Source organism: Siculibacillus lacustris, assembly GCF_004328075.1.
Taxonomy (GTDB): domain Bacteria; phylum Pseudomonadota; class Alphaproteobacteria; order Rhizobiales; family Ancalomicrobiaceae; genus Siculibacillus; species Siculibacillus lacustris.
Map to the genome: position 1 here is coordinate 1 of NZ_SJFN01000035.1, position 22,749 is coordinate 22,749.

Annotated in this window: 21 protein-coding genes; 9 read left to right on the forward strand and 12 right to left on the reverse strand. The window is 70.5% G+C overall.

The genetic code is table 11. The annotated features are described in order from the left end of the window. Nucleotides 1-492, reverse strand: a 492-nt coding sequence (locus EYW49_RS18510; RefSeq protein WP_131311117.1) for a single-stranded DNA-binding protein, incomplete at its 3' end; no start/stop codon positions are given. 424 nt (nucleotides 493-916) lie between these two features. Here EYW49_RS18510 and uvrA point away from each other — a divergent pair. Beyond that, nucleotides 917-3,871: an excinuclease ABC subunit UvrA gene (gene uvrA, locus EYW49_RS18515; protein WP_131311118.1), complete on the forward strand. Its 2,955-nt coding sequence runs from the start codon at nucleotides 917-919 to the stop codon at nucleotides 3,869-3,871. Between the two features lie 763 nt (nucleotides 3,872-4,634). Here the strand turns inward: uvrA and EYW49_RS18520 are convergent. Beyond that, complete coding sequence (locus EYW49_RS18520) at nucleotides 4,635-5,333, reverse strand: hypothetical protein (RefSeq protein WP_131311119.1); 699 nt, start codon at nucleotides 5,331-5,333, stop codon at nucleotides 4,635-4,637. Nucleotides 5,334-5,544: 211 nt separating this feature from the next. On the opposite strand from EYW49_RS18520, the gene trmFO reads away from it, so the two are divergent. Further along, complete coding sequence (gene trmFO, locus EYW49_RS18525; RefSeq protein ID WP_131311120.1) at nucleotides 5,545-6,984, forward strand: methylenetetrahydrofolate--tRNA-(uracil(54)-C(5))-methyltransferase (FADH(2)-oxidizing) TrmFO; 1,440 nt, start codon at nucleotides 5,545-5,547, stop codon at nucleotides 6,982-6,984. A gap of 18 nt (nucleotides 6,985-7,002) precedes the next feature. Here trmFO and EYW49_RS18530 read toward each other — a convergent pair whose 3' ends face one another. From EYW49_RS18530 to arsN2, 6 genes are all read right to left on the reverse strand, one after another. Then, a complete protein-coding gene (locus tag EYW49_RS18530; RefSeq protein ID WP_131311121.1) occupies nucleotides 7,003-7,899 on the reverse strand; it encodes a phytoene/squalene synthase family protein in 897 nt (298 codons plus the stop codon). Between the two features lie 27 nt (nucleotides 7,900-7,926). Beyond that, nucleotides 7,927-8,310 carry an Mth938-like domain-containing protein gene (locus EYW49_RS18535; RefSeq protein WP_228259676.1) on the reverse strand — a complete coding sequence of 128 codons (384 nt, stop codon included), beginning with the start codon at nucleotides 8,308-8,310 and terminating at the stop codon, nucleotides 7,927-7,929. A gap of 53 nt (nucleotides 8,311-8,363) precedes the next feature. Then, entirely contained in the window at nucleotides 8,364-9,350 is a 987-nt protein-coding gene (gene secF / locus EYW49_RS23510) for a protein translocase subunit SecF (protein WP_131311122.1), read from the reverse strand. Nucleotides 9,351-9,409: 59 nt separating this feature from the next. Further along, the gene (gene secD, locus EYW49_RS23515; protein WP_131311123.1) at nucleotides 9,410-11,011 is read right to left on the reverse strand and encodes a protein translocase subunit SecD; all 1,602 of its coding nucleotides are present in this window, start codon (nucleotides 11,009-11,011) and stop codon (nucleotides 9,410-9,412) included. Between the two features lie 85 nt (nucleotides 11,012-11,096). Next, nucleotides 11,097-11,450, reverse strand: coding sequence for a preprotein translocase subunit YajC (gene yajC, locus EYW49_RS18550; RefSeq protein WP_131311124.1), 354 nt, complete (start codon nucleotides 11,448-11,450; stop codon nucleotides 11,097-11,099). A 214-nt stretch (nucleotides 11,451-11,664) separates the two neighbouring features. Continuing rightward, nucleotides 11,665-12,102, reverse strand: coding sequence for an arsenic resistance N-acetyltransferase ArsN2 (gene arsN2 / locus EYW49_RS18555; RefSeq protein ID WP_131311125.1), 438 nt, complete (start codon nucleotides 12,100-12,102; stop codon nucleotides 11,665-11,667). Nucleotides 12,103-12,342: 240 nt separating this feature from the next. Here arsN2 and EYW49_RS18560 point away from each other — a divergent pair, with 240 nt between their 5' ends. From EYW49_RS18560 to EYW49_RS18585, 6 genes are all read left to right on the forward strand, one after another. Beyond that, nucleotides 12,343-12,807, forward strand: a complete 465-nt coding sequence (locus tag EYW49_RS18560; RefSeq protein ID WP_131311126.1) for a hypothetical protein — start codon at nucleotides 12,343-12,345, stop codon at nucleotides 12,805-12,807. A gap of 123 nt (nucleotides 12,808-12,930) precedes the next feature. Next, nucleotides 12,931-13,821: an ATP-binding protein gene (locus EYW49_RS18565; protein ID WP_131311127.1), complete on the forward strand. Its 891-nt coding sequence runs from the start codon at nucleotides 12,931-12,933 to the stop codon at nucleotides 13,819-13,821. A gap of 4 nt (nucleotides 13,822-13,825) precedes the next feature. Further along, nucleotides 13,826-14,365, forward strand: a complete 540-nt coding sequence (locus EYW49_RS18570) for a DinB family protein (protein WP_131311128.1) — start codon at nucleotides 13,826-13,828, stop codon at nucleotides 14,363-14,365. A gap of 36 nt (nucleotides 14,366-14,401) precedes the next feature. Further along, a complete protein-coding gene (locus tag EYW49_RS18575) occupies nucleotides 14,402-14,929 on the forward strand; it encodes a GNAT family N-acetyltransferase (protein WP_131311129.1) in 528 nt (175 codons plus the stop codon). A 70-nt stretch (nucleotides 14,930-14,999) separates the two neighbouring features. Beyond that, a complete protein-coding gene (gene ruvX / locus EYW49_RS18580; RefSeq protein WP_131311130.1) occupies nucleotides 15,000-15,512 on the forward strand; it encodes a Holliday junction resolvase RuvX in 513 nt (170 codons plus the stop codon). A gap of 181 nt (nucleotides 15,513-15,693) precedes the next feature. Continuing rightward, nucleotides 15,694-16,329 carry a glycoside hydrolase family 19 protein gene (locus tag EYW49_RS18585; protein WP_131311131.1) on the forward strand — a complete coding sequence of 212 codons (636 nt, stop codon included), beginning with the start codon at nucleotides 15,694-15,696 and terminating at the stop codon, nucleotides 16,327-16,329. A 25-nt stretch (nucleotides 16,330-16,354) separates the two neighbouring features. On the opposite strand, the gene dprA is transcribed toward EYW49_RS18585, so the two are convergent. The 4 genes from dprA to EYW49_RS18605 form a co-directional block, all read right to left on the reverse strand. Further along, on the reverse strand, nucleotides 16,355-17,518 hold the full coding sequence (gene dprA, locus EYW49_RS18590; protein ID WP_407695486.1) for a DNA-processing protein DprA: 1,164 nt from the start codon (nucleotides 17,516-17,518) through the stop codon (nucleotides 16,355-16,357). 132 nt (nucleotides 17,519-17,650) lie between these two features. Then, the gene (gene plsY / locus EYW49_RS18595; RefSeq protein WP_131311132.1) at nucleotides 17,651-18,259 is read right to left on the reverse strand and encodes a glycerol-3-phosphate 1-O-acyltransferase PlsY; all 609 of its coding nucleotides are present in this window, start codon (nucleotides 18,257-18,259) and stop codon (nucleotides 17,651-17,653) included. A gap of 22 nt (nucleotides 18,260-18,281) precedes the next feature. Beyond that, complete coding sequence (locus EYW49_RS18600; protein WP_131311133.1) at nucleotides 18,282-19,625, reverse strand: dihydroorotase; 1,344 nt, start codon at nucleotides 19,623-19,625, stop codon at nucleotides 18,282-18,284. Nucleotides 19,626-19,635: 10 nt separating this feature from the next. Next, nucleotides 19,636-20,595 (reverse strand): aspartate carbamoyltransferase catalytic subunit, encoded by a 960-nt coding sequence (locus EYW49_RS18605; protein ID WP_131311134.1) that lies wholly within the window; start codon nucleotides 20,593-20,595, stop codon nucleotides 19,636-19,638. Nucleotides 20,596-21,027: 432 nt separating this feature from the next. Between EYW49_RS18605 and EYW49_RS18610 the strand changes: the two genes are divergently transcribed. Next, the gene (locus EYW49_RS18610; protein WP_131311135.1) at nucleotides 21,028-22,671 is read left to right on the forward strand and encodes an acyl-CoA dehydrogenase family protein; all 1,644 of its coding nucleotides are present in this window, start codon (nucleotides 21,028-21,030) and stop codon (nucleotides 22,669-22,671) included. Nucleotides 22,672-22,749: the final 78 nt, after the last annotated feature.

Here is a 22,749-nt window from a genome sequence, read left to right on the forward strand (position 1 = left end):
GTAGCCGCCGCGGCCGCCCGCCGAACGGCCGCCACCGCCACCGCCGTAGCCGCCGCCGGCCGGGCCGCCACCGAAGTCGTCGCCGCCGCCGAAGTCGTCACCGCCGGCCGACCCGCCGCCGCCGCCACCGCCGCGGCCGCCGGGACCGTCGAGCATGGTCAGCGTCGAGTTGAAGCCCTGGAGCACCACTTCGGTCGAATAGCGCTTCTGGCCCGACTGGTCTTCCCACTCGCGGGTCTGGAGCTGACCCTCGAGATAGACCTTGGCGCCCTTCTTCAGATACTGTTCGGCGACCTTGGCGAGGCCTTCGGAAAAGATCACCACCCGGTGCCATTCGGTGCGCTCGCGCTTCTCGCCGGTGGCGCGGTCGCGCCAGTTCTCGGAGGTGGCGATGCGCAGGTTGACGATCGGCCGGCCGTCCTGGGTCCGGCGGATCTCCGGATCGGCCCCGAGATTGCCGACGAGAATGACCTTGTTCACACTTCCGGACATGACACCCTCCTCGGGTTCGGTTCCTGCGGCACCGCGACCGGTACGTCGCGCGCGTTCCTCGCGCCCTCGGATCGCCGACGGGCGCCGCACCGCAGACCGCCGCCCCCCCGTCTAGTCCCTCGCGCCCGCGGATGCGACCGCAGGGCTTGCCAGCGCCCGCGCGCGACCGACTTATCCACAAGCCTGTCCACAGACCGCCGGTCCCGGACGCGGCGATGCCGGAGCGGGCGGGCTTCGGTTAGACTGGCGGGGCGGCCGAGAGCCGCGACGAGCCCTTGCATTTGTTCCTGTTGTGTTCTATCGAAGTCGCAACGGTCGCGCAAGCGGGATTTCATCACGGGCCTTCGACGGTCGCCGGGGCCCCGGTGGCGGCGGACCCGAGCGGCACGCGGCGACGCGGGTCCGGCGCAGCGTTGGAGACGACATGGTCGAGAAGCGATCCCCCCTCGAGGTGCGCGGCGACGGCGAAGCGGCGGCGATCGCCACGCGGCAACTGTTCCAGCATGCGCAGAAGTGCATCTCGATCCGCGGTGCGCGCGAACACAATCTGAAGAACGTCGATCTCGACCTGCCGCGCGACAGCCTGGTGGTGATGACCGGCCTGTCGGGCTCTGGCAAGTCGTCGCTGGCCTTCGATACGATCTATGCCGAAGGCCAACGCCGCTACGTCGAGAGTCTCTCGGCCTATGCCCGGCAATTCCTCGAGATGATGCAGAAACCGGACGTCGACCAGATCGACGGACTGTCGCCGGCGATCTCGATCGAGCAGAAGACGACCTCGAAGAACCCCCGTTCGACGGTCGGCACGGTCACCGAGATCTACGACTACATGCGCCTGTTGTTCGCCCGCATCGGCGTGCCCTATTCGCCGGCGACCGGCCTGCCGATCGAGAGCCAGACGGTCAGCCAGATGGTCGACAAGGTGCTGGCGCTGCCGGAGGGCACCCGCCTGTTCCTGCTGGCGCCGGTGGTGCGCGGCCGCAAGGGCGAATATCGCAAGGAACTCGCCGACTTCCAGAAGAAGGGCTTCCAACGCGTCAAGATCGACGGCACCTTCCACGAGATCGGCGAGGCGCCGGTGCTCGACAAGAAACTGAAGCACGACATCGACGTGGTGGTCGACCGCCTCGTGGTGCGTGGCGATCTCGCCACCCGCCTCGCCGACAGTTTCCAGACTGCCCTGGGCCTCGCCGACGGCATCGCCTTCGCCGATTTCGCCGACGCGACCGAGGCCGACGGCACGCCGCGGCGGATGGTGTTCTCCGAGCGCTTCGCCTGTCCGGTGTCGGGCTTCACCATCGCCGAGATCGAGCCGCGGCTGTTCTCGTTCAACAATCCCTTCGGCGCCTGCCCGACCTGCGGCGGTCTCGGCTCGGAGCAGAAGGTCGACCCCGATCTGGTGGTGCCCGACCCGTCGCTGTCGCTGGCCAAGGGGGCGGTGGCGCCCTGGGCCAAGTCGAGTTCGCCGTTCTACGCCCAGACGCTGGAGGCGCTGGCCCGCCACTACGGATTCTCGATGACCCAGCCGTGGCGCGATCTGCCCGAGGAGGGCCGGCAGGCGATCCTCCACGGCACCGGCCGCACCACCGTGGAATTCGCCTACGACGACGGGCTCAGGAACCACAAGACCCGCAAGACCTTCGAGGGGCTGATCCCGAACTTCGAACGGCGCTGGCGGGAGACCGAATCGGAATGGTCGCGCGAGGAGATCGAGCGCTATTTCGCGACCCGGCCGTGTCGCGACTGCGGCGGCCATCGCCTGAAGCCCGAGGCGCTGGCGGTCAAGATCGGTGGGTTGCACATCGGCGAAGTCGCCGAGATGTCGATCCGCAAGGCCTTGCCGTGGTTTCGCGAATTGCCGGCGCGGCTGTCCGACAAGCACAACGAGATCGCCGTGCGGATCCTCAAGGAGATCCGCGAGCGGCTGCAGTTCCTCGACGACGTCGGCCTCGAATATCTGACGCTCGCCCGCAATTCCGGCACCCTGTCGGGCGGCGAGAGCCAGCGCATCCGGCTCGCCTCGCAGATCGGCTCGGGACTGACCGGCGTGCTCTACGTGCTCGACGAACCGTCGATCGGCCTGCACCAGCGCGACAACGCCCGCCTGCTCGACACGCTGAAGCACCTGCGCGACCTCGGCAACACGGTGATCGTCGTCGAACACGACGAGGACGCGATCCGCTCGGCCGACTATGTCGTCGACGTGGGTCCAGGGGCCGGCATCCACGGCGGCCACATCGTGGCGCGCGGCACGCCGGCCGAGATCATCGCCGATCCGAACTCGCTGACCGGGCGCTATCTCAGCGGCGACCTCACCGTGAAGGTGCCGGGCAAACGCCGGCGGATCGATCCCGGCCGCTCGATCAAGGTGGTCGGGGCCCGCGGCAACAATCTCAAGAACGTCACCGCCGAGATTCCGCTCGGGGTGTTCACCGCGGTCACCGGCGTGTCGGGGGGCGGCAAGTCGACCTTCCTGATCGACACGCTGTTCCGCGCGGTGGCGCGCAAGCTCAACGGATCGAAGGACAATCCGGCCCCGTACGACCGGATCGAAGGGCTCGAGGCGATCGACAAGGTGATCGACATCGATCAGTCGCCGATCGGCCGGACGCCGCGCTCCAATCCCGCCACCTATACCGGCGCCTTCACGCCGATCCGTGAATGGTTCACCGGCCTGCCGGAGGCCAAGGTGCGCGGCTACGGGCCGGGGCGCTTCTCGTTCAACGTCAAGGGCGGGCGCTGCGAGGCCTGCCAGGGCGACGGCGTGATCAAGATCGAGATGCACTTCCTGCCGGACGTCTACGTCACCTGCGACACCTGCAAGGGCAAGCGCTACAACCGCGAGACCCTGGAGGTGACCTTCAAGGGCCGATCGATCGCCGACGTCCTCGATCTGACCGTCGACGAAGGGGTCGAGTTCTTCGCGGCGGTCCCGGCGATCCGCGACAAGCTCGAGACCCTGTCGCGGGTCGGGCTCGGCTACATCCACATCGGCCAGCAGGCGACGACCCTGTCGGGGGGCGAGGCGCAGCGGGTCAAATTGTCCAAGGAACTGGCCCGCAAATCGACCGGCCGCACCCTCTACATCCTCGACGAACCGACCACCGGCCTGCATTTCCACGACGTCGCCAAGCTGCTCGAGGTGCTGCACGAGCTGGTCGATCAGGGCAACACCGTGGTGGTGATCGAGCACAATCTGGAAGTGATCAAGACCGCCGACTGGCTGGTCGATCTCGGTCCGGAGGGCGGCGACGGCGGCGGCGAGATCGTCGCGGTCGGGCGGCCCGAAGACGTCGCCGAGAATCCGCGCTCGCACACCGGCCGCTTCCTCGCCGAGCTGCTCGATCGACGGCCGTTGCGCGCCGGCGGCAAGCGCTGACCGTCGGCACCCTGCCCCGCGACCGGGGTGGGGGAGCGACGGCAAGCGGACGCGCTAGGTCGCCGGGCGGATCGCGCGCAGCTGCGGCCTCGAGGGGTGGGGCGCCGGCTCGGGGGCGGGCGGCGCGTTCGCGGCAAGGCCGGTCCGCCGCGCGCGCAGCGCGCTGCACGCACGCTCGGGTCATTCGCGACCGCGGTGATCCGGCTGACGGCCGCTTTCGCGCACCTCACGCACAGGACGGCGGTCGGTGCGCGCGGAACGCCGTGCGCTCCGCGCGCGCGGGGGTCATGCGGCGCCATGGCGATCCGCCTGGGCGGCCTCCGCACGCGCGGGTGAGGCGGACGACCCCTACCCCGGGTCTGCACACAGCGGCGCGCCCGCCCCATACGCGGGTCATGCAGCGCCACCGGAGCCCGGCCCACCGCAGAGCGCAGAGCGGGCCAGACGGCCATGAACTCAGCGCATGAGCGGCATGCGAAGGTGTGACTTTAATATGTCAGCCCGGTTGTCCTACCAATAGACCCATGGACGGTCGGTCCAACGCCTCGCGCGCCGGACCCGCCACGATCGCCGAGCCCCGGCCCTGCATCGCGGACGTCCCCGACACATCTCTTCGGGTCGCTGCCGCACTCCTCCTCCCACAGCGCGCGATCCGTTCGGCCGACCGTGCCTCCTCCCGGTACGGGTCGGACCCTCGAGCGCCCGCCGGCATCCTCCTCCCACCGGCGGGCGTCTCGATTCTCGGGACACCCCTCGGCAGATTTCACGACACCGGATCGACGTAGGCGCGGGAGAACCACTCTTCGAGCGGCATCACGTCGATCGGATCGCCGGAGTCGCGCATCCAGCTGTCGGCGATCCAGTCGGTACCGGTGGTCCGGTCGCGCATCACCGCGGTGGCGTGGGCGTAGAGGAAGGCGCCGCGGGATTCCGGGCGCTGGACGTGGTGGAAACGCAACAATCCACGCTGTTCGAGGTGGAGCAGCAGCGTCGTGGTGTTGGTCGCCTCGTCGATGCAGTCGGTCTGGCCCGCGTGATGGGCATCGGCGAGGTCCGAGCCGCGCTTGTCGGGGGGCGCGCCGATTTCGCGGTCGGCGCGCTTCTCCCACCATTGGTCGGCGAGATCGACGGCGACGCGCTCGGCGGCCGGCGAGCCGCCATGAGCCTGGAAGATCCGGGCGAGCGCCGCTTCGTCGTCGTCGTCCAGCGGGATCACGGCGCGGAATTCGCAGCCGAAGCCGTGGCAATAGGCGGGCCGCGACCCGAGCGGCACCACCGATCCGCGCTCGCGGTACCAGGCCTCGACCCCGGGCTCGACCGAGAAGGCCATCGGCACACTGCCGGTGGTGATCGGATCGGGGGTGTCGACGAGCGCCAGCTTCGGCTTGTCGGTGCCGTCGCTCTTGCAACCGCCGAGCGCGGCGGCGAGGACGACCAGGGCAGCCAGGACCAGCGCTCGCATCATGCCTCCTCGACGAATCACTGTTCGAATCGCAGCGTTTCGACTTCCAATTACATGGCTTCCTCTCGGCTCCACCACAGGCAATATTTGCCGATCGCCACGACCGGAAGGCCCGCGACGATCGGTCCACCTCCGCCGCCGGGCGGTCCGCCGTGGCTCGGGGCGGCGCGGGCTCTAGGCCCGACCGCCGCGAAGTGCTAGGTCGTCGGCCATGACAGAGACCCGTACCGACATCGACCCCGTCCATGTGATCGGCGGCGGCCTCGCCGGCGCCGAAGCCGCCTGGGTGCTGGCGCGCGCCGGCGTACCGGTGGTGCTGCACGAGATGCGCCCCATCCGCGGCACCGAAGCCCACCAGACCGATCGGCTCGCCGAACTGGTGTGTTCCAATTCGCTGCGCTCCGACGATCCCGACACCAACGCGGTCGGCGTGCTGCACGCCGAGTTGCGCGCCTGCGGCTCGCTGGTGATGCGCGCCGCCGACGCCAATCAGGTGCCGGCCGGCGGCGCCCTGGCGGTCGATCGCGACGCCTTCGCGGCGATGGTGACCGCGGCGCTCGAGGCCCATCCCGGCATCGAGATCCGCCGCGGCGAAGTCGTCGGGCTCGACGATCCGAGTTGGACCAGCACCATCGTCGCCACCGGCCCCCTCACCTCTTCGGCGCTGGCCGAGGAGATCGGCCGCCTGACCGGCGCCGCCGGCCTCGCCTTCTTCGACGCGATCGCACCGATCGTGCATTTCGATTCGATCGACATGAGCCGCGCCTGGATGCAGTCGCGCTACGACAAGGCCGGCCCCGGCGGTACCGGCGCCGACTACCTCAACTGCCCGATGAACCGCGAGGAATACGAGGCCTTCGTCGATGCGCTGATCGCCGGCGACAAGGTGTCGTTCAAGGAATGGGAAGCGACCACGCCCTATTTCGACGGCTGCCTGCCGATCGAGGTGATGGCCGAGCGCGGCCGCGAGACGCTGCGCCACGGGCCGATGAAGCCGGTCGGGCTGACCGATCCGCATCACCCGGACGTCAAGTCCCATGCCATCGTCCAGCTGCGCCAGGACAATGCCTTCGGCACGCTGTGGAATCTGGTCGGCTTCCAGACCAAGCTCAAGCACGGCGAACAGGTCCGGGTGTTCCGGATGATCCCGGGGCTGGAGAAGGCCGAGTTCGCTCGGCTCGGCGGGCTGCATCGCAACACCTATCTCGATTCGCCCAAGCTCCTCGACGCGACGCTCGCCCTGCGCAGCCGGCCGAGCCTGCGCTTCGCCGGCCAGATCACCGGCTGCGAGGGCTATGTCGAGAGCGCGGCGATCGGCCATCTCGCCGGCCGTTTCGCCGCCGCCGAACGACTCGGGCGCACGCCGCTGCCGCCGCCGCCGACCACCGCCATGGGGGCGCTGCTCGGCCACATCACCGGTGGCCATGTGGCGGAAGGCGAGGCCGAGATCGAACCGGGCAAGCCGCGGGCGTTTCAGCCGATGAACGTCAATTTCGGGCTGTTTCCGCCGATCGTCGCGCCGAAGGTCGACGCCGACGGACGCCGCTACAAGGGCACCGAGAAGACCCAGGTGAAGAAGCGGGCGATGGCGGCGCGGGCGCGAGTCGATCTCGCCGCCTGGGCGGCGGCCGATCCGCTGCCGGAGGCCTGATCGCGGGCGGCGCGCGGCTCAGCCGGGCGCGGCGCACGTCTCGGCGCGACGGGCGGCGCGCCACATCCGCCATTGCCGGCGCCACTGCGGCAGCTCGACCACGGAGCGGAACGGGTCGTAGCCGGGCCGGTCCATGCGGTCGAGCCAGGGTTCGACCAGGGCCACCGGCAGGAACAGCGGCACGGCGCTGCGCGGAATGGTCGCCGCCAGCCGCCGCGTCTCGGCCAGCGCCTCGCGGGCGCGGGCGCGCACGTCCGCGAGCGCGGCGAGCAGCCCGGGCGTGGTGCGACCGGCGAGGATCGTCGCGGGGTCGACGCGGTGGCGCTCGAGGATCTCGGCCGGCACGAAGATCTGGCCGCGCGAGGCGTGGAAGGGAAAGGCCCGGAGCAGGCCGGTCAGCGCCAGGGCGACGCCGGCGTGACCGGCGACCTCGGCGCCGCCGGGATCGCGGCCGTCGGCGAGCACCAGGCTGCCGAGGCGGATCAGCGCCGACGAGGTGTCGCCGCAATAGGCCTCGAGCTCGGCGGTCGAACCCATCGGGTCGTCGTAGAGATCGAAGATCCGCGCTTCGATCAGCCGGTCGAAGGCGTCGAGGGGCAGCGCAAAGCGGCGGATGGTGTCGAGCAGGCAGCAGGCGACCGGATGGGCCTCGCCCTCGCCGCCGCGCCGGCCGGCCAGCATGTCGGCCCACCAGCGGGCGCGGACCTCGCCGGGCAAGGGATCGGACACCGTGTCGCGGATGCGGGCGATCTCGGCGGAGAAGGCCCACAGCGCGTGGAGATGGCGGCGATGGCTCGCCGGCGCGTAGAGGGCGGCGAGCCAGCGGTCCTTGTCGAGGCGCGCGACGGTGTCCCCGGCCGCCGCATAGGCGTCCGCGAGGCGGGTGTCGTCGCTCGGGTCGGAGAGGATCGTCATGGCCTCGGACATAGGGCGCGCGTCGCCTCAGTCCACGGCGAGGAGGGCGGCGGCGACGCGCCGGCCTTCGCCCAGGAGCAGGTTCCAGGTGGGAATCGCCACGCCGGTGGCCATGCATTCGACGCCGATCGCCACGTCGCGCAGGCGCCAGCGCAAGGCTTCCGGCAGCGGCACCAGGGTGCGACCGGTGCCGACCAGCAACATGTCGATGCGGGCGCTTTCGGCGAACACGCGGTCGAGCGAAGCGACGTCGATGTCGGCGACGGTCGCCGCCGACCAGCGCCAGATGCCGGAGGGCAGGCACAGGATCGAGCCGGTATGGCTCATCTCGCCGAAGCGGAAGCCGCCGCGGCCGTAGCCCTCGATCGGCACCGGGTTCGGCAGATGGGCATCGCTCGACGGCTCGTCCACGGCGTGACCTCGCGAATGGCGCGCGCCGCGAAACCGGCGCGCGGGGTCTGCGTTCAGGCCGAGGCGCCGGCGGGCTTGCGCGGCGCGCCGGGCTTGGCCGGACCGGTCTTCTCGGCGTCGCCCTTGTCCTCGCCGGGGGCACCGCCACCGGTGCGCAGACGCAGGAAGATCAGCAGCGGCGCGGAGATGATGATCGACGAATAGGTGCCGATGACGATGCCGCAGAGCATGGTGAAGTTGAAACCGCGCAGCGCCTCGCCGCCGAAGATCAGCAGCGCCGACACCGCCAGGAAGGTGGTGGTCGAGGTGCGGATGGTCCGCGTCAGGGTCTGGTTGATGGCGCCGTCGATCAGCTCCGGCAGCGGCATCTTCTTGTATTTGCGTAAGTTCTCACGAATTCGGTCGTAGATCACGACGGTGTCGTTGAGGCTGTAGCCGACGATCGTCAGGATCGCCGCGATGGCCGTCAGGTCGAAACTGATCTGGGTCGCCGACAACAACCCCAGCGTCAGTACGATGTCGTGGATGGTGGTGAGCACCGCACCGACCGCGAATTGCCACTCGAAGCGGAACCACAGATAGACCAGCACCAGGGCCAGCGCCACGACCACCGCGATGGCACCGTCGCGGCGCAGGTCGGCGGAGACGCGGGGGCCGACCACTTCGACGCGGCGATAGTCGAAGGCCTCGCCGAGGGTCGCCTTGACCTTGGCGACGGCGGCCTGCTGGGCGAGTTCGCCGCCCGGCTGTTCGCCGAAGCGGATCAGCACGTCGTCGGGCGTGCCGAAGCCCTGGACCTGCATCTCGCCGAGGCCGATCGCCGACAGGCGGCTGCGGATGTCGTGGAGGTCGGCCGGCGAGACGTGGGAGCGCACCTCGACGACGGTGCCGCCGGCGAAGTCGATGCCGTAGTTGAGACCGAAGACCGCCATCAGGATGAGCGAAGTCGCCACCAGGACCATCGAGATCGGAAAGGTGACGAGGCGCGCCCCCATGAAGGGGATCTTGGTGTCTTCCGGAATGAGCTTGATGAGCCGCATCTCTCAGCCTTGTCGATGAGCCGTCGGGTGCGCCGTGGAGGCGCGGGCGAGGACGGGGATCAGATCGGAATCCGGGTCGGACGGAAGCGCTTCAACCACATCGCCACCATCAGACGGGTCACGGTGATCGCGGTGAACAGCGTCGTCAGGATGCCGATGCCGAGCGTCACGGCGAAGCCCTTGATCGGGCCGGACCCGAGCAGGAACATCACGACCGCGGCGATCAGCGTGGTCAGGTTGGAGTCGATGATGGTGCCCAGCGCCCGCGAGAAGCCGGCGTCGATCGACGAAATCGGCGAACGTCCGAGCTTCTGCTCCTCACGAATGCGCTCGTAGATCAGCACGTTGGCGTCGACCGCCATGCCGATGGTGAGCACGATGCCGGCGATGCCGGGCAGCGTCAGGGTCGCCTGCAGCACGCTGAGGATGGCCATCAGCATCATGATGTTGATGACCACCGCGATGTCGGCGAAGATGCCGAGCAGGCCGTAGTTGCCGATCATGTAGAGCACCACCAGCACCGTGCCGACGCCGGCGGCGAGCTTGCCGGCGGCGATCGAATCGGCGCCGAGGCCGGGGCCGACGGTGCGTTCTTCGACGATGGTCAGGTCGGCAGGCAGCGCGCCGGCGCGCAGCAGCAGGGCGAGATCGTTGGCCGACTGCACCGAGAAGCTGCCGGAGATCTGGCCGGAGCCACCGAGAATCGGCTCGCGGATCACCGGATAGCTGATCACATCCTTGTCGAGGACGATGGCGAAGGGCCGGCCGACCGCCTGCTGGGTGACCTGGGCGAACTTCTGAGCGCCGGAGGTGTTGAAGCGGAAGGAGACGACGGGCTCGCTCGACTGCGACGAGAAGCTCGCCTGGGCGTCGACCAGTTCTTCACCGGTCAACATGGCACGCTTCTGGATCAGGACCGGCACCGGCGGATTGTCGCGGGTGTAGAGCACGTCGGTGTCGGAGGAGCGGTTCTCGCCCAGCGCCTGCGGGCCGACGCCTTCGACCATGTGGAAGGTCAGGCGGGCGGTCTGGCGCAGGAGGTCCTTCAGGCGCTCGATGTCCTGGAGACCGGGGACCTGGACCAGCAGGCGGGTGCCGCCCTGACGGGCGATGATCGGTTCGGTGGTGCCGAGCTGGTCGACGCGGCGGCGGACCACCTCCATCGACTGTTCGACGACGCGGCGGGTGCGGTAGTCGAGGCCGGGCTTGGTCAGCGACAGGCGGAACAGGCCGCCCTCGTCGCGGGCGATCTCGACGTCGACGATGCGGGCGCCGGAGAACACCGTGTCGCTCAGCGACTGCGGAATGGTGGCGAGCTTGGTCGCCGCCTTCTCGATCTGGGCCTGATCGGGGATGCGGACCTGGACGGTGGTGCCCTGAATGCCGATGCCGGTGTAGCCGACGCGATCTTCGCGCAGCACCCGGCGGACGTCGTCACGGAGCACCTCGAGGCGCTCCTTGATCATCGCCTGGGTGTCGACCTCGAGCATCAGATGGGCGCCGCCCTGCAGGTCGAGACCGAGGGTCAACTGGCGGTGCGGCAGCCACCCGGGCATGCTCGCCAGGGTGTCGCGGCCGACGAAGTTCGGGACCAGGAACAGCAGCGACGCGACGCAGGACGCGACGATCAGCCAGATCTTCCAGCGTGGGAAATGAAGCATCGAACCTCGTCCTCGGGGATTGCGGGCACCGACCGGCCGCCGCTCGGCGGGGGCCTTCGCGGGGGATCGCTCCCCCGCCGGCGCATCACTCGTTGGCGGCTTCCGGCTTGGCCTTGGCCGGTTCGCCCTTGGCGCGGACCTCGGTCACGGTGGAGCGCACGACCCGGATCTTGACGCCTTCGGCGATCTCGACCTCGACTTCGGCGTCGCCGACGACCTTGGAGACCTTGGCGATGATCCCGCCGGCGGCCACGACGATGTCGCCGCGGCGCAGGTTCTTGACGAGTTCCTCGTGGGCCTTCTGACGCTGGCGCTGCGGGCGGATGACCATCACCCACATGATGACGAGAATGAAGGCGAAGGGCACCAGCGACATCAGAATGTCTCCGGCGCCGCCGGCGGCACCGACGCTCTGAGCGTAGGCGGGGGTCACGAACATCGAGATCTCCTCGGATCGACGGGCGCGCCGGGGAGGATCGCTTCCCCTGGACACGAGAACGGGTCGCGCGACGGAAAGTGCCGTCCGCGATGCGGCGGGACTATAGCGAGCGCGCCGGTCTTTGCAAATCACGCGGGTCGCGAGCGGGCGCCGCGGCGCCGCCGGGGCCCGGAACGGGGACCGAGACCGGCGCCGATATCGCCCGGCACGGCCGTCAGGGCGCGAGCTCGCGACTCATCAGTACCGCCGAGGCCGGGCAGAGGGTGGCGAACTGGCCGGTGGCGGCGATCGACGCCGGCGCCTCGGCGCGCGGGCGGCGAACCCAACCGAGTCGGTCGAAGACTGCGGCCGCGGTGGTGGTCAGGAGCCACAGGCGCCGCGCCCCGTCGGCGGCGGCGAGGCGTTCGGCGGCGGCGACCGCGGCGCGGGCGGCCCCGCTGCGACGGCCCTGCGGCGGCACCACCAGGGAGCGCAGCAGGCGATCCTCGCCGGAGCCTTCGATGCCGATCCAGGCGCGCGGGGCGGCGCCGTCGGACAGGGCGAAGAATCGGCGATCGGCCTCGCCGAGGTCGGCGGTCGGCAGGCCTTCGGCGGCGAGCGCGGCGGTGAAGGCGGGATCGTCGGGGAGAATCGCAACGAGGGCGGCGGACATGGTGGGCTCCGGCTGGGCGGGCTCCGGACGAGGGCCTCGGGGAACGGGGAAGCATCGCCCTGCCACGGCGCGGCCGCAAGTGCGGCGGCGGCGCGCGGGCCTCGACGCGCGCTTGGGTCGCGGTCCGCAACCCGCGCCCGAGGCGTAGGATCGCGACCGATCGAAGGTGGCCCCGCGACGGCGACGCAATTGCTGACGGGTCGCGGCCCTCGCGATCGTCTGCGGAAGGGAGATCCCCTCATGGGCAATCTGATCTGGAAGATCCGGCAGAACGAAACCTTCAACAAGGCCGAGGCGCTCTATGCCATCCAGGACGGGGTGGTCGGGGTGATCATCCCGCTGCACGACCCCCGCGACGGCAACTGGGACGGCACCGTCTCGACCGCGGAATGGGCCATCGGCGGCCTGATGGGCCTCAATTCGGTGCTCTCCAACGCCCAGATGGCGCGCCTGATGAAGTCGATCTCCCTCGACGAGAGCGACGTCGAACTCTACCAGGCGTCGGAACAGCAGTTCGCCCGGGCGCTGGTGGTCGCCGTCGAGTGGGGCTTCAAGAAAGCCTATGTCGAGGTCTGGGCCGGTGCGGTCGGCAAGATCGCCACCGCCGGGCTGGTCAACCTGCCGATCACCCAGTTCTTCGTGCGCAAGTCGCTGGAGGCGGCGATCAAACGGTCCTACGACGCGGCGGTGGCGACGCTCCACTGAGGGTGGCGCCGGCCTCGACCGGGGATACCGACGGGAGACGGGCGTGACGGGTGCGGCGGGGCTTTGCCTTCCGCCGCCGCCTCCCCTACCCTCGCGCCTCCTCGTCTCAGGAGTTGCCCGCCCGTGGCCGAACCCACCGCATATGCCCTCGCCGAGATCGCCGCCAAGCTCGACGGCATCGCCGCACTCATCGCCCGGGCCGTGCCGCCGGCGCCGCCGCCGGCCGATTTCGCCGCGGCCGACGCCTTCGTGTGGGTCGCCCGGGAGGTCCGAGCCGCACCGGTGACGCGGGTCAACCGGGTCGAAATGACGCTGCTGCAGGGCATCGACCGGGCGCGCGACCAGTTGCTCGCCAACACCGAGCGCTTCGCCCGCGGTCTGCCGGCCAACAATGCGCTGCTGTGGGGGGCGCGCGGCATGGGCAAGTCGTCCCTGGTCAAGGCGGCGCATGCCACCGTGGTGGCGGGGCTCGTCGCGGCCGGCCTGCCGGCGCTGAAGCTGGTGGAGATCCACCGCGAGGACATCGAGAGCCTGCCGACCCTGCTCGGGCTGGTGGCGAAGGCGCCGTTCCGCTTCCTGGTGTTCTGCGACGATCTGTCCTTCGACGCCGGCGACACCTCGTACAAGTCGCTGAAGGCGGTGCTGGAGGGCGGCATCGAAGGGCGGCCCGACAACGTGCTGTTCTACGCCACTTCCAACCGCCGCCACCTGCTGCCGCGCGACATGATCGACAACGAGCGCTCGACGGCGATCAACCCGTCCGAGGGGACGGAAGAAAAAGTGTCGTTGTCCGACCGCTTCGGCCTGTGGCTGGGCTTCCACAAGTGCAGCCAGGACGATTATCTGGCGATGGTGCGCGGCTATGTCGCTCATTTCGGCCTGAGCGTCGACGACGCCGAGATGGTACGCGACAGTCTGGAATGGGCGACGACGCGGGGCTCGCGCTCGGGCCGCACCGCTTGGCAATATGTGCAGGATCTCGCCGGACGGCTCGGCGCACGACTCGAGGGGTGACGCGATGCAGACCGATCTGTTCCCGATGCTCGCCGACTACAACAGGTGGATGAACGGCAAGCTCTACGACGCGGCGGCGCAGCTTCCCCCCGGCGAGGTCGACCGCGATCGCGGCGCCTTCTTCGGCTCGATCCACGGGACGCTCGAACACCTGGTGGTCGCCGACACGCTGTGGCTGAAGCGTTTCCGCAGCCATCCGGCCGGGGCGGGGCTCGCGGCGATCGACGCGATCGTCACGCCGACCGCCCTCGATCAGCGGCAGTTCGGGACGCTGGCCGAGATGCGGGCGCGGCGCGACCTGCTCGACGGGCTGATCGTCGCGTGGATCGGCGGTCTCGCCGCGGCCGATCTCGACACCCCGCTGACCTATCGGCGGTTCAACGGCGAAGCCCACACCAAGCCGGTCCGGCCGACGCTTCTCCACTTCTTCAATCACCAGACCCACCATCGCGGCCAGACGACGACGCTCTTGACTCAGGCCGGGGTCGACGTCGGGGTGACCGACCTGTTGGTCCGGGTCCCCGAGGTCGAGCCGAAGGGTTGAGCGAGGGGGCCGCCCGGCCCCGAACGAGAGGCTGAGATGACCATTCCCGCGACGATCGAGATCCGCCCGGAGCGCCCGAGCGATCATGCGACGATCTACGATCTGGTGAAGACCGCGTTCCTCACCGCCAAGGTCAGCAACGGCAAGGAGCAGGACTTCGTCGACGAATTGCGTGCCGCGCCCCACCGTTACCTCCCCGATCTCGCGCTGGTCGCCGTCGAGGACGCGACGATCGTCGGTCACGTGATGCTGACGCGGATGCCGATCGCCACGGCGACGGGCGATCGCGAGACCCTGCTGGTGGCGCCGCTGGCGGTGGTGCTCGACCGGCGCTCCCGTCGCATCGGGTCGCAGTTGCTGCGCGCGGCGCTCGACCGCGGCAGGGCGGCGGGCTTCGAGTCGGTGGTGCTGGTCGGCGACCCCGCCTATTATGGCCGCTTCGGCTTCCGCCCGAGTACCGACTTCGGCGTCGTCAACACCAACGGCATTCCCGCCGAATATGTGATGGCGCTCGAGCTGCAGCCCGGGGCGCTCGCCGGCATCGACGGCCGGATCGGCTTCTGACGCCCGGCCGCCCGCTCCGCCCGATCTCGACCGACGGCCCCGTCGTGGCGGCCGCAGCCCGATGGATTCCATGGCCGCACCCGATCCGACCCTCTCGCTTTCCGACCTCGCCCAACGCCTGCCGCCGGCGGCGCGGCTGATCGGCCTCGATCTCGGGACCAAGACCATCGGCCTGGCGCTGTCCGACCTCGGCCGGCGCATCGCCACGCCGATGGAGACGATCCGTCGGCGCAAGTTCGCGCTCGACGTCGCCGATCTCCTGGCGATCTGCGAGCGGCACGCGGTGGCGGCGATGGTGATCGGCCTGCCGCTCAACATGGACGGTTCGGAAGGGCCGCGGGTCCAGGCGACGCGGGCCTTCGTGCGGATGCTGGTGCCGCTCACGCCCCTGCCGATCGCGCTGTGGGACGAGCGCCTGTCGACCACCGCGGTGACCCGCACCCTGCTCGAGGCCGATGCCTCGCGGGCGCGGCGCGCCGAGGTGGTCGACAAGATGGCCGCCGGGTTCATCCTCCAGGGCGCCCTCGACCGGATGCAGGCGATGGCCCGCGCCGCGGCGCCGCGCGACGACCGCCTGTACTGAGCGACGCGGGCGGACGACGCCCGGCCGCGCGGTCCACTTCGGTTGTGTTTCTTCTTTTTTCTCTTTTTGATTGTGATCGACGGGGATTTCCCGCACTCTCGTCCACGCCGGGCGCGACGCCGCGATACTCGGTGGCGCCGCGCCGACGGGCCTTCCGCCCGACGTCGTCGAGGAGAGAGACATGACCGTTCCGATCACCGCGGATCAGCTCCGCAAGCTCGCCCCCAACGCCCGCACCAACTACCTCGCCGCCTTCGCCACCGCCGACGCCGATCTCGCGCCTTTCGGCATCAACGCCAACAAGCTGCGGGTGGCGCATTTCATGGCGCAGGTGCTGCACGAGAGCGGCGAGTTGACGATCTTCACCGAGAACATGAACTATTCCGCGCCGCGGCTACTGGAGATCTTCCCCAGCCACTTCACCCCGGCGCAGGCCACGGCCTATGCCCACAAGCCGCGGGAGATCGCCGAACGCGCCTATGGCGGGCGGATGGGCAACGGCCCGGAAGGCTCCGGCGACGGCTGGGCCTTCATCGGCCATGGCCTGCTGCAGATCACCGGGCGCGAATCTTACGAGAAATACGGCAAGGTGCTGGGCATTCCGCTCGCCACCCAGCCCGACCTCGCCACCTCGGCGCAGTGGTCGCTGAAGATCGCCGCGGCCGAATGGGCGGCGAGCGGCTATCGGGGCAAGTCGTGCAACGAACTCGCCGATCTCGACGACATCCGCGGCATCACCCGGGCGATCAACGGCGGGCTCAACGGCTTCGCCTCACGCCAGGAGTACTACGTCCTGACCAGCCACGTCTGGCCGTGAGATCGGCCCCGGCGTCGGCGGGCGGTCACGGCAGCAGGCTGACGCGGCCGCCGGCATGGCGTTCGAGGCGGCCGGCGATCGCCAGTTCCATCAGGATCAGCTGCAGCTCGCCGGTCCGCACCCCGGTCGCCCGGAGGATCTCGTCGACCCCGACCGGGGTCGGGCCGAGCGCCTCGAGCACCACCCGGCGGGCGAGATCGGAGGCGTCGGTCGGGCGGTCGAGGTCGTCGCCCGCGCCCTCGGAGACCTGGGACGGGGGCGGCGCCTGCCCGAGGATCGGCGCCAGCGCTTCAATGACGTGCTCGGGCGCGGCGACCAGGGTGGCGCCGTTGCGGATCAGGTCGTTGGTGCCTTCGGTGCGCGGGTCGAGGGGACTGCCGGGCACGGCGAAGACCTCGCGGCCCTGTTCGGCGGCGAAGCGGGCGGTGTGGAGCGAGCCGGAGCGGGCCGCCGCCTCGATCACCACGACGCCGAGCGCCAGACCCGAGATCAGCCGGTTGCGGCGGGGAAAGTCGCGGGCGCGCGGCTCCCAGCCGAAGGGCATTTCCGAGACCAGCGCCCCGCCGGTGGCGACGATGCGGGCGGCGAGATTTTCGTTCTCGGGCGGATAGAGCCGGTCGAGGCCGCCGGCGAAGACGGCGATGGTGCCGGTGTCGAGGCTCGCTTCGTGGGCGGCGGCGTCGATGCCGCGGGCGAGCCCCGAGGCCACCACGAAGCCGGCGAGGCCGAGGCCGCGGGCCATCTGGCCGGCGAACTTCCGTCCCGCGAGCGAGGCGTTGCGGGCACCGACGATCGCCACCGCCGGGCGGCGGCAGACGCCCGACCCACCCTTGACCGCGAGGATCGGCGGCGGTCCTTCGATCACGGCGAGGCGGACGGGATAATCGGGCTCGCCCATCGCCACGAAGTGGGCGCCGAGGGCGCGCGCCGTCGCCAGTTCCTCGGCGACCTCGGCTTCGGAGGCGACGCGGATGCGGGCGCGGGCGCCGCCGCGGCGGGCGAGATCGGGCAGCGCCTCGAGGGCGGCGACGGCCGAGCCGAAATGATCGACCAGTTGGCGGAAGGTGACCGGGCCGACGTTCTCGGAGCGGATCAGGCGCAGCCAGGCGGCGCGGGTGGCGTTCGACAGCGGCGGCCGTCCGGGCTCGGTGTCGTCGTCGGCGCGGTCGTCGAAGGCGGAGCGTCTCACCGTCGCCAGTCCTCGGGCAGCGATCGCGAGCCCCGTGCGGCAGGCCCGCGAGCCACTATCGGGCCGAGCGCGCGAATCCACAACCCTGAATATGGGTCGCACCGCCCGAGCGACGTATCGCCGCCGAGCGATTCAGGCCGCGTCCTTCTTCTTGCCGCCGCCGATCTTCGGCTCGGTTCCGGCGACGAGGCGGCGCAAATTGGGCTCGTGGCGGATCCACACCAGCAGAGCGAGCGCGACCAGCACCAGGGCCAGCGTGCCCGAGGCCCAACCGCCGAGCCACAGGCCGACCGGCACCACCGCGCTGGCAGTCAGGGCGGCGAGCGAAGAGATGCGGAACACGAAGGCCATCGCCAGCCACACCGCGCCGAAGGCGAAGGCCGCCGGCCACCACAGGCCGAGCAGGCAGCCGATGTAGGTCGCCACCCCCTTGCCGCCCTTGAAGCGCAGCCAGACGGGGAAGACGTGGCCAAGGAAGGCGCCGACCGCGGCGGCCATCGCCGCGCCTTCGCCGGCGAAATGGCGGGCGATCAGGATCGCCACGGTGCCCTTCAACGCGTCGCCGAGGAAAGTGGCGAGCGCCAGGCCCTTGCGGCCGGTGCGCAGCACGTTGGTGGCGCCGATGTTGCCGGAGCCGATGGCGCGGATGTCGCCGAGCCCGGCCAGCCGGCAGATCACCAGCCCGAAGGGGATCGATCCGAGGAGATAGCCGAACAGGGTTGCGACGAGGAGGGACGGCATCTCGGGGCCTCGCGGGCGACGGTCAGGAGCTGAGGGAATGGATGGTGCGGCCGTCGACCAGGGTGCGGATCACCCGGCCGACGAAACGGGAATCCTCGAAGGGCGAGTTCTTGGAGCGCGAACGCAGTTCGTGGCGATCGAGCACCCAGGGCACCTCGGGATCGATCAGCGCCAGATCGGCGCGCGAGCCCGGCGTCAGCCGCCCGGCCTCGAGCCCCAGGCGGTCGGCCGGGCGCAGCGACAGCGCCTCGACCAGCCGGGTCCAGGAGACGCGGCCGTCGTGGACGAGGCGGAGCGCGGCCGGCAGCAGGGTTTCGAGGCCGATCGCCCCTTCCGCCGCTTCGGCGAAGGGATGGCGCTTCATCTCGACGTCCTGCGGGTCGTGGCTCGACACGACGATGTCGATGATCCCCTCGGCCAGCCCCTCGATCACCGCCTGACGGTCGGCCTCGGCCCGCAGAGGCGGCGAGAACTTCAGGAACGAGCGGTAGGTGCCGATGTCGAGCTCGTTGAGCGACAGATGGTTGATCGACACCGCGGCGGTGACGTCGAGGCCGCGGGCCTTGGCGGCGCGCAGGATCTCGACGGAATCGGCGGTCGACACCTGGGCGGCGTGGTAGCGGCCGCCGGTCAGGGCGACGAGGCGCATGTCGCGCTCGAGCATGATCGCCTCGGCCTCGCGCGGGATGCCGGGCAGGCCGAGCCGCGAGGCGTATTCGCCCTCGGTGGCGACGCCGGCGCCGGCCAGCGTCGGCTCTTCGACGTGATGGACGATCAGGGCAGAGAAATCGCGGGCATAGGTCAGCGCCCGGCGCATCACCAGGGCCGAGGCGACCGACTTGCGGCCGTCGGTGAAGGCGACCGCGCCGGCTTCGGTGAGCAGGCCGAACTCGGTGGTCTCCTGGCCGGCCAGCCCCTTGGTCAGCGCGGCCATGGGATGGACGCGGACCTCGGCCTGTTCGCGGGCGCGGCGCAGGACGAAATCGACCAGCGCCGGGTCGTCGATCACCGGATCGGTGTCGGGCATGGTGACGATGGTGGTGACCCCGCCGGCAGCGGCGGCGCGCGAGGCGGAGGCGAAGGTCTCGCGGTGTTCGTGGCCGGGTTCGCCGAGGAACACCCGCATGTCGACGAAGCCGGGGACGATGACCTTGCCGCGGGCGTCGACGATCTCCCAGCCTTCCGGCGCGCCCTGGTTCAGGACCTCGGGGCCGGCGGCGAGGATCCGCCCTTCCGCGACGATCACCGAGCCGACCGCGTCGAGGCCGCGGGCCGGATCGACGATGCGGGCGCCGGCGAAGACGGTCGGGCGCGCATCGTGGGGGCGGCGGTCACGCGGTCGCGCGAGCGGGACGGTCGAGGTCATGCGGCGGCCCTCAGAAGTTCGGGAGATGTTCGGCGAGCGCCTCGAGCACCGCCATGCGGACGGCGACGCCCATTTCGACCTGTTCGGCGATCAGCGACTGCGGACCGTCGGCGACTTCGGGATCGATCTCGACACCGCGGTTCATCGGCCCGGGATGCATGACCAACGCATCCGGGGCGGCGTGGTCGAGCTTCTCCTGGTCGAGGCCCCAATAGTGGAAATATTCGCGCACCGACGGCACGAAGGAGCCGTTCATGCGCTCGCGCTGGAGGCGCAGCATCATCACGATGTCGGCGCCGGCGATGCCGACCCGCATGTCGGTGAAGGTTTCGACCCCGAGCCGGTCGACGCCGGCGGGCATCAGGGTCGAGGGGCCGACCAGCTTGACCCGGGCGCCGAGCGCATTGAGCAGCAGGATGTTGGAGCGGGCGACGCGGGAATGGACGATGTCGCCGCAGATCGCCACCGTCAGGCCTTCGATGGTGCCCTTGTGGCGGCGGATGGTCAGGGCGTCGAGCAGCGCCTGGGTCGGGTGTTCGTGCGCCCCGTCGCCGGCGTTGATCACCGAGCACGAGACCTTGCGGGCGAGCAGATGGACCGCGCCGGCGGCATGGTGGCGCACCACCAGGATGTCGGGGCGCATGGCGTTCAGCGTCGCCGCGGTGTCGATCAGGGTCTCGCCCTTCTTCACCGAGGAGGAGGCGACCGACATGTTCATGACGTCGGCGCCGAGGCGTTTCCCCGCGATCTCGAAGGACGACTGGGTCCGGGTCGAGGCCTCGAAGAACAGATTGATCTGGGTGCGGCCGCGCAGGACGTTCTTCTTCTTCTCGACCTGGCGGGAGACGAGCACCTCCTCGTCGGCCTTGTCGAGAAGCGCCAGGATCTCCTGCGGCGACAGGCCTTCGATGCCGAGCAGATGTCGGTGCGGGAAGGCCGGCGTCGGGGGGGTCGATGGGGCTCTGGTCATCGAAGATGAGTTGATAGGGCTACGACGGGGCGGGAGCAAGGGCGCTCGGGGCCTCGGCCGCGGTCGTCCACGGGTAAGTTTCAAAGCTGGGCGGCCATCGCCCGGGAGCCGTGGCGCCGGGAAGGGGTTGCCGGAGCCCCTTCCCTTCTCCCCTCGCGGGAGAAGGTGCCCCGGAGGGGCGGATGAGGGCGCGCGCGCCGGCGCGCAACCGTCGGCCCCTCCGGCTTCGTGCCTCGAGGAGCGGTCCATCCCCTCATCCGGCCTTCGGCCACCTTCTCCCGCGAGGGGAGAAGGGAGGAAGAGGTCTCTGCCCGTGGAGCCACCCGCCGGGCCGCATTCGCCACGGCGAAACCTTCGGCGCGACAATGCCCTCCCCTCCTTGTGCAGGCCCTTCCCGGCTACACTTCCCCGATCGGCGAATCGGGGGCGAGCATGGGCGGCGCGGCGGAGACCAGGGGCACGGGCCGGATCCCATCGTTCACACCGCGCAACGCGTTCGAGTCCGACGCCATCCTGATCGGCGCCCTCGAGGGAATGCTCGGGCCGGAGGCCGAACGGGGGCTCGCCGAACACGGCGCCTATTGGGGATCGAGCGAGGTACGCGAGCTGGTCCGGCTCGCCGAGACCCATCCGCCGCACCTCGTCGACCGCGACCCCTTCGGCGAACGGCTCGACGGCGTCGAATATCATCCCGCCCGCCATGCCCTGGTGCGCCGCTCGATCGAGTCCGGCCTCGCGGTCTCGGCCTGGGACGAGGACGACGCCGAGCGCGGCCATCGCCATGCGCTGCGCGCCGCCCGCGTGCTGATGACCGCGCAGACCGACAGCGCCCATCTCGGCGTGGCGACCACCTCCTCGGCGGTGTTGGCGACGCTGATCGCCGCCGGCGGAATCGGCGACGAATGGCTGGCGCGGACGGTCAGCCGGCGCTTCGACCACCGCTTCCTGCCAGTCGCCGCCAAATCGGGGGTGACGCTGGGACTGTCGTTGGTCGAGCGCGGCGCGAGCTATCCGGCGTCGATGCCGGAGACGCGGGCGCGGGTCGACGGCGACGGCGCCGTCCATCTCGACGGCCATGCCTGGTTCCTGCAGGCACCGATGAACGACGCCTTCCTGACCGCGGCGCGCACCGCCGACGGTCCGGCGCTGTTCCTGGTGTCGCGCCACCGCAGCGACGGTCACGTCAACGGCCTGCGGCTGGAGCGGCTGAAGACCACCCTCGGGGTGCGCGGCGAGGCGATCGCCGAGGCGAGCCTGATCGATTGCGAAGCGGTGGCGGTCGGCACGGCCGAGACCGCCGGCGATCTCGTCGCGCGCTGCCTGCAGGCGCTGCGCTTCGACGCGGCGACCATCGCCGCCGGGATCGCCCGCGGGGCGCTGGCCCGCGGCGTCCATCACGTCCGCCATCGCCGCATCGCCGGCGAGGCGCTGATCGATCAGCCGCTGATGGCCCGCGTGCTGGCCGACGCCACCCTCGACACGGCGGCGGCGACCGCACTGACCATCCGGCTCGCCCATGCCCTCGACCGGGCCGAGGTCGACGAGGGCGAGGCGGCCTATGCGCGGCTAGTGATCCCGGCGGCGCGCTACTGGATCGCCAAGACGGCGAGCGCGGTGACCGCGGAAGCGATCGAATGCCTGGGCGGCAACGGCTTCGTCGAAGACCACGAATTGGCGCGCTACCACCGCGACGCGCTGCTGCCGGGGCTCACCGGCGGCGCCGGCAACACCCTGGCGCTCGACGTGCTGCGCTTCGTCGAGGAGAGCCCCGACGGTTTCGCCGCGGCGATCGGCGAGATCGCCGTCGATCTCGATCGCCAGTCGAGCGCCGCCTCGGCCGATCTGATCCGCTCGGCGGCCGAGGCCTGCGTCGCCGATCAGGGCTCGGCGCGGATCCTGATCGAACAGGTGGCGCTGGCAGCGGCCGCTGCGGCGCTCCACCGCTTCGCGCCGCGGGTGATCACCGAGGCCTTCACCGACACCCGCCTGGAAGGGCCGTGGCGGGCGAGCTTCGGCATGCTCGACGGGCGGTTCGATGCCCGCGGGATCGTCGACTACGCCTTCCCGGAAGGCTGAGCGCGGGCGCCACCCTGCGGGTTGCCCGGCGAAATGCGAGCCTGCGACCACGGGTCGCTCGGGCGTCGTTCTTGCGAC

Coding starts and splice junctions, on each gene's coding strand:
- uvrA (WP_131311118.1), top strand. CDS start 917: ATGGTCGAGAAGCGATCCCCCCTCGAGGTGCGCGGCGACGGCGAAGCG.
- EYW49_RS18520 (WP_131311119.1), bottom strand. CDS start 5,333: ATGCGAGCGCTGGTCCTGGCTGCCCTGGTCGTCCTCGCCGCCGCGCTC.
- trmFO (WP_131311120.1), top strand. CDS start 5,545: ATGACAGAGACCCGTACCGACATCGACCCCGTCCATGTGATCGGCGGC.
- EYW49_RS18530 (WP_131311121.1), bottom strand. CDS start 7,899: ATGACGATCCTCTCCGACCCGAGCGACGACACCCGCCTCGCGGACGCC.
- secF (WP_131311122.1), bottom strand. CDS start 9,350: ATGCGGCTCATCAAGCTCATTCCGGAAGACACCAAGATCCCCTTCATG.
- secD (WP_131311123.1), bottom strand. CDS start 11,011: ATGCTTCATTTCCCACGCTGGAAGATCTGGCTGATCGTCGCGTCCTGC.
- yajC (WP_131311124.1), bottom strand. CDS start 11,450: ATGTTCGTGACCCCCGCCTACGCTCAGAGCGTCGGTGCCGCCGGCGGC.
- arsN2 (WP_131311125.1), bottom strand. CDS start 12,102: ATGTCCGCCGCCCTCGTTGCGATTCTCCCCGACGATCCCGCCTTCACC.
- EYW49_RS18560 (WP_131311126.1), top strand. CDS start 12,343: ATGGGCAATCTGATCTGGAAGATCCGGCAGAACGAAACCTTCAACAAG.
- EYW49_RS18570 (WP_131311128.1), top strand. CDS start 13,826: ATGCAGACCGATCTGTTCCCGATGCTCGCCGACTACAACAGGTGGATG.
- EYW49_RS18575 (WP_131311129.1), top strand. CDS start 14,402: ATGACCATTCCCGCGACGATCGAGATCCGCCCGGAGCGCCCGAGCGAT.
- ruvX (WP_131311130.1), top strand. CDS start 15,000: ATGGCCGCACCCGATCCGACCCTCTCGCTTTCCGACCTCGCCCAACGC.
- EYW49_RS18585 (WP_131311131.1), top strand. CDS start 15,694: ATGACCGTTCCGATCACCGCGGATCAGCTCCGCAAGCTCGCCCCCAAC.
- plsY (WP_131311132.1), bottom strand. CDS start 18,259: ATGCCGTCCCTCCTCGTCGCAACCCTGTTCGGCTATCTCCTCGGATCG.
- EYW49_RS18600 (WP_131311133.1), bottom strand. CDS start 19,625: ATGACCTCGACCGTCCCGCTCGCGCGACCGCGTGACCGCCGCCCCCAC.
- EYW49_RS18605 (WP_131311134.1), bottom strand. CDS start 20,595: ATGACCAGAGCCCCATCGACCCCCCCGACGCCGGCCTTCCCGCACCGA.
- EYW49_RS18610 (WP_131311135.1), top strand. CDS start 21,028: ATGGGCGGCGCGGCGGAGACCAGGGGCACGGGCCGGATCCCATCGTTC.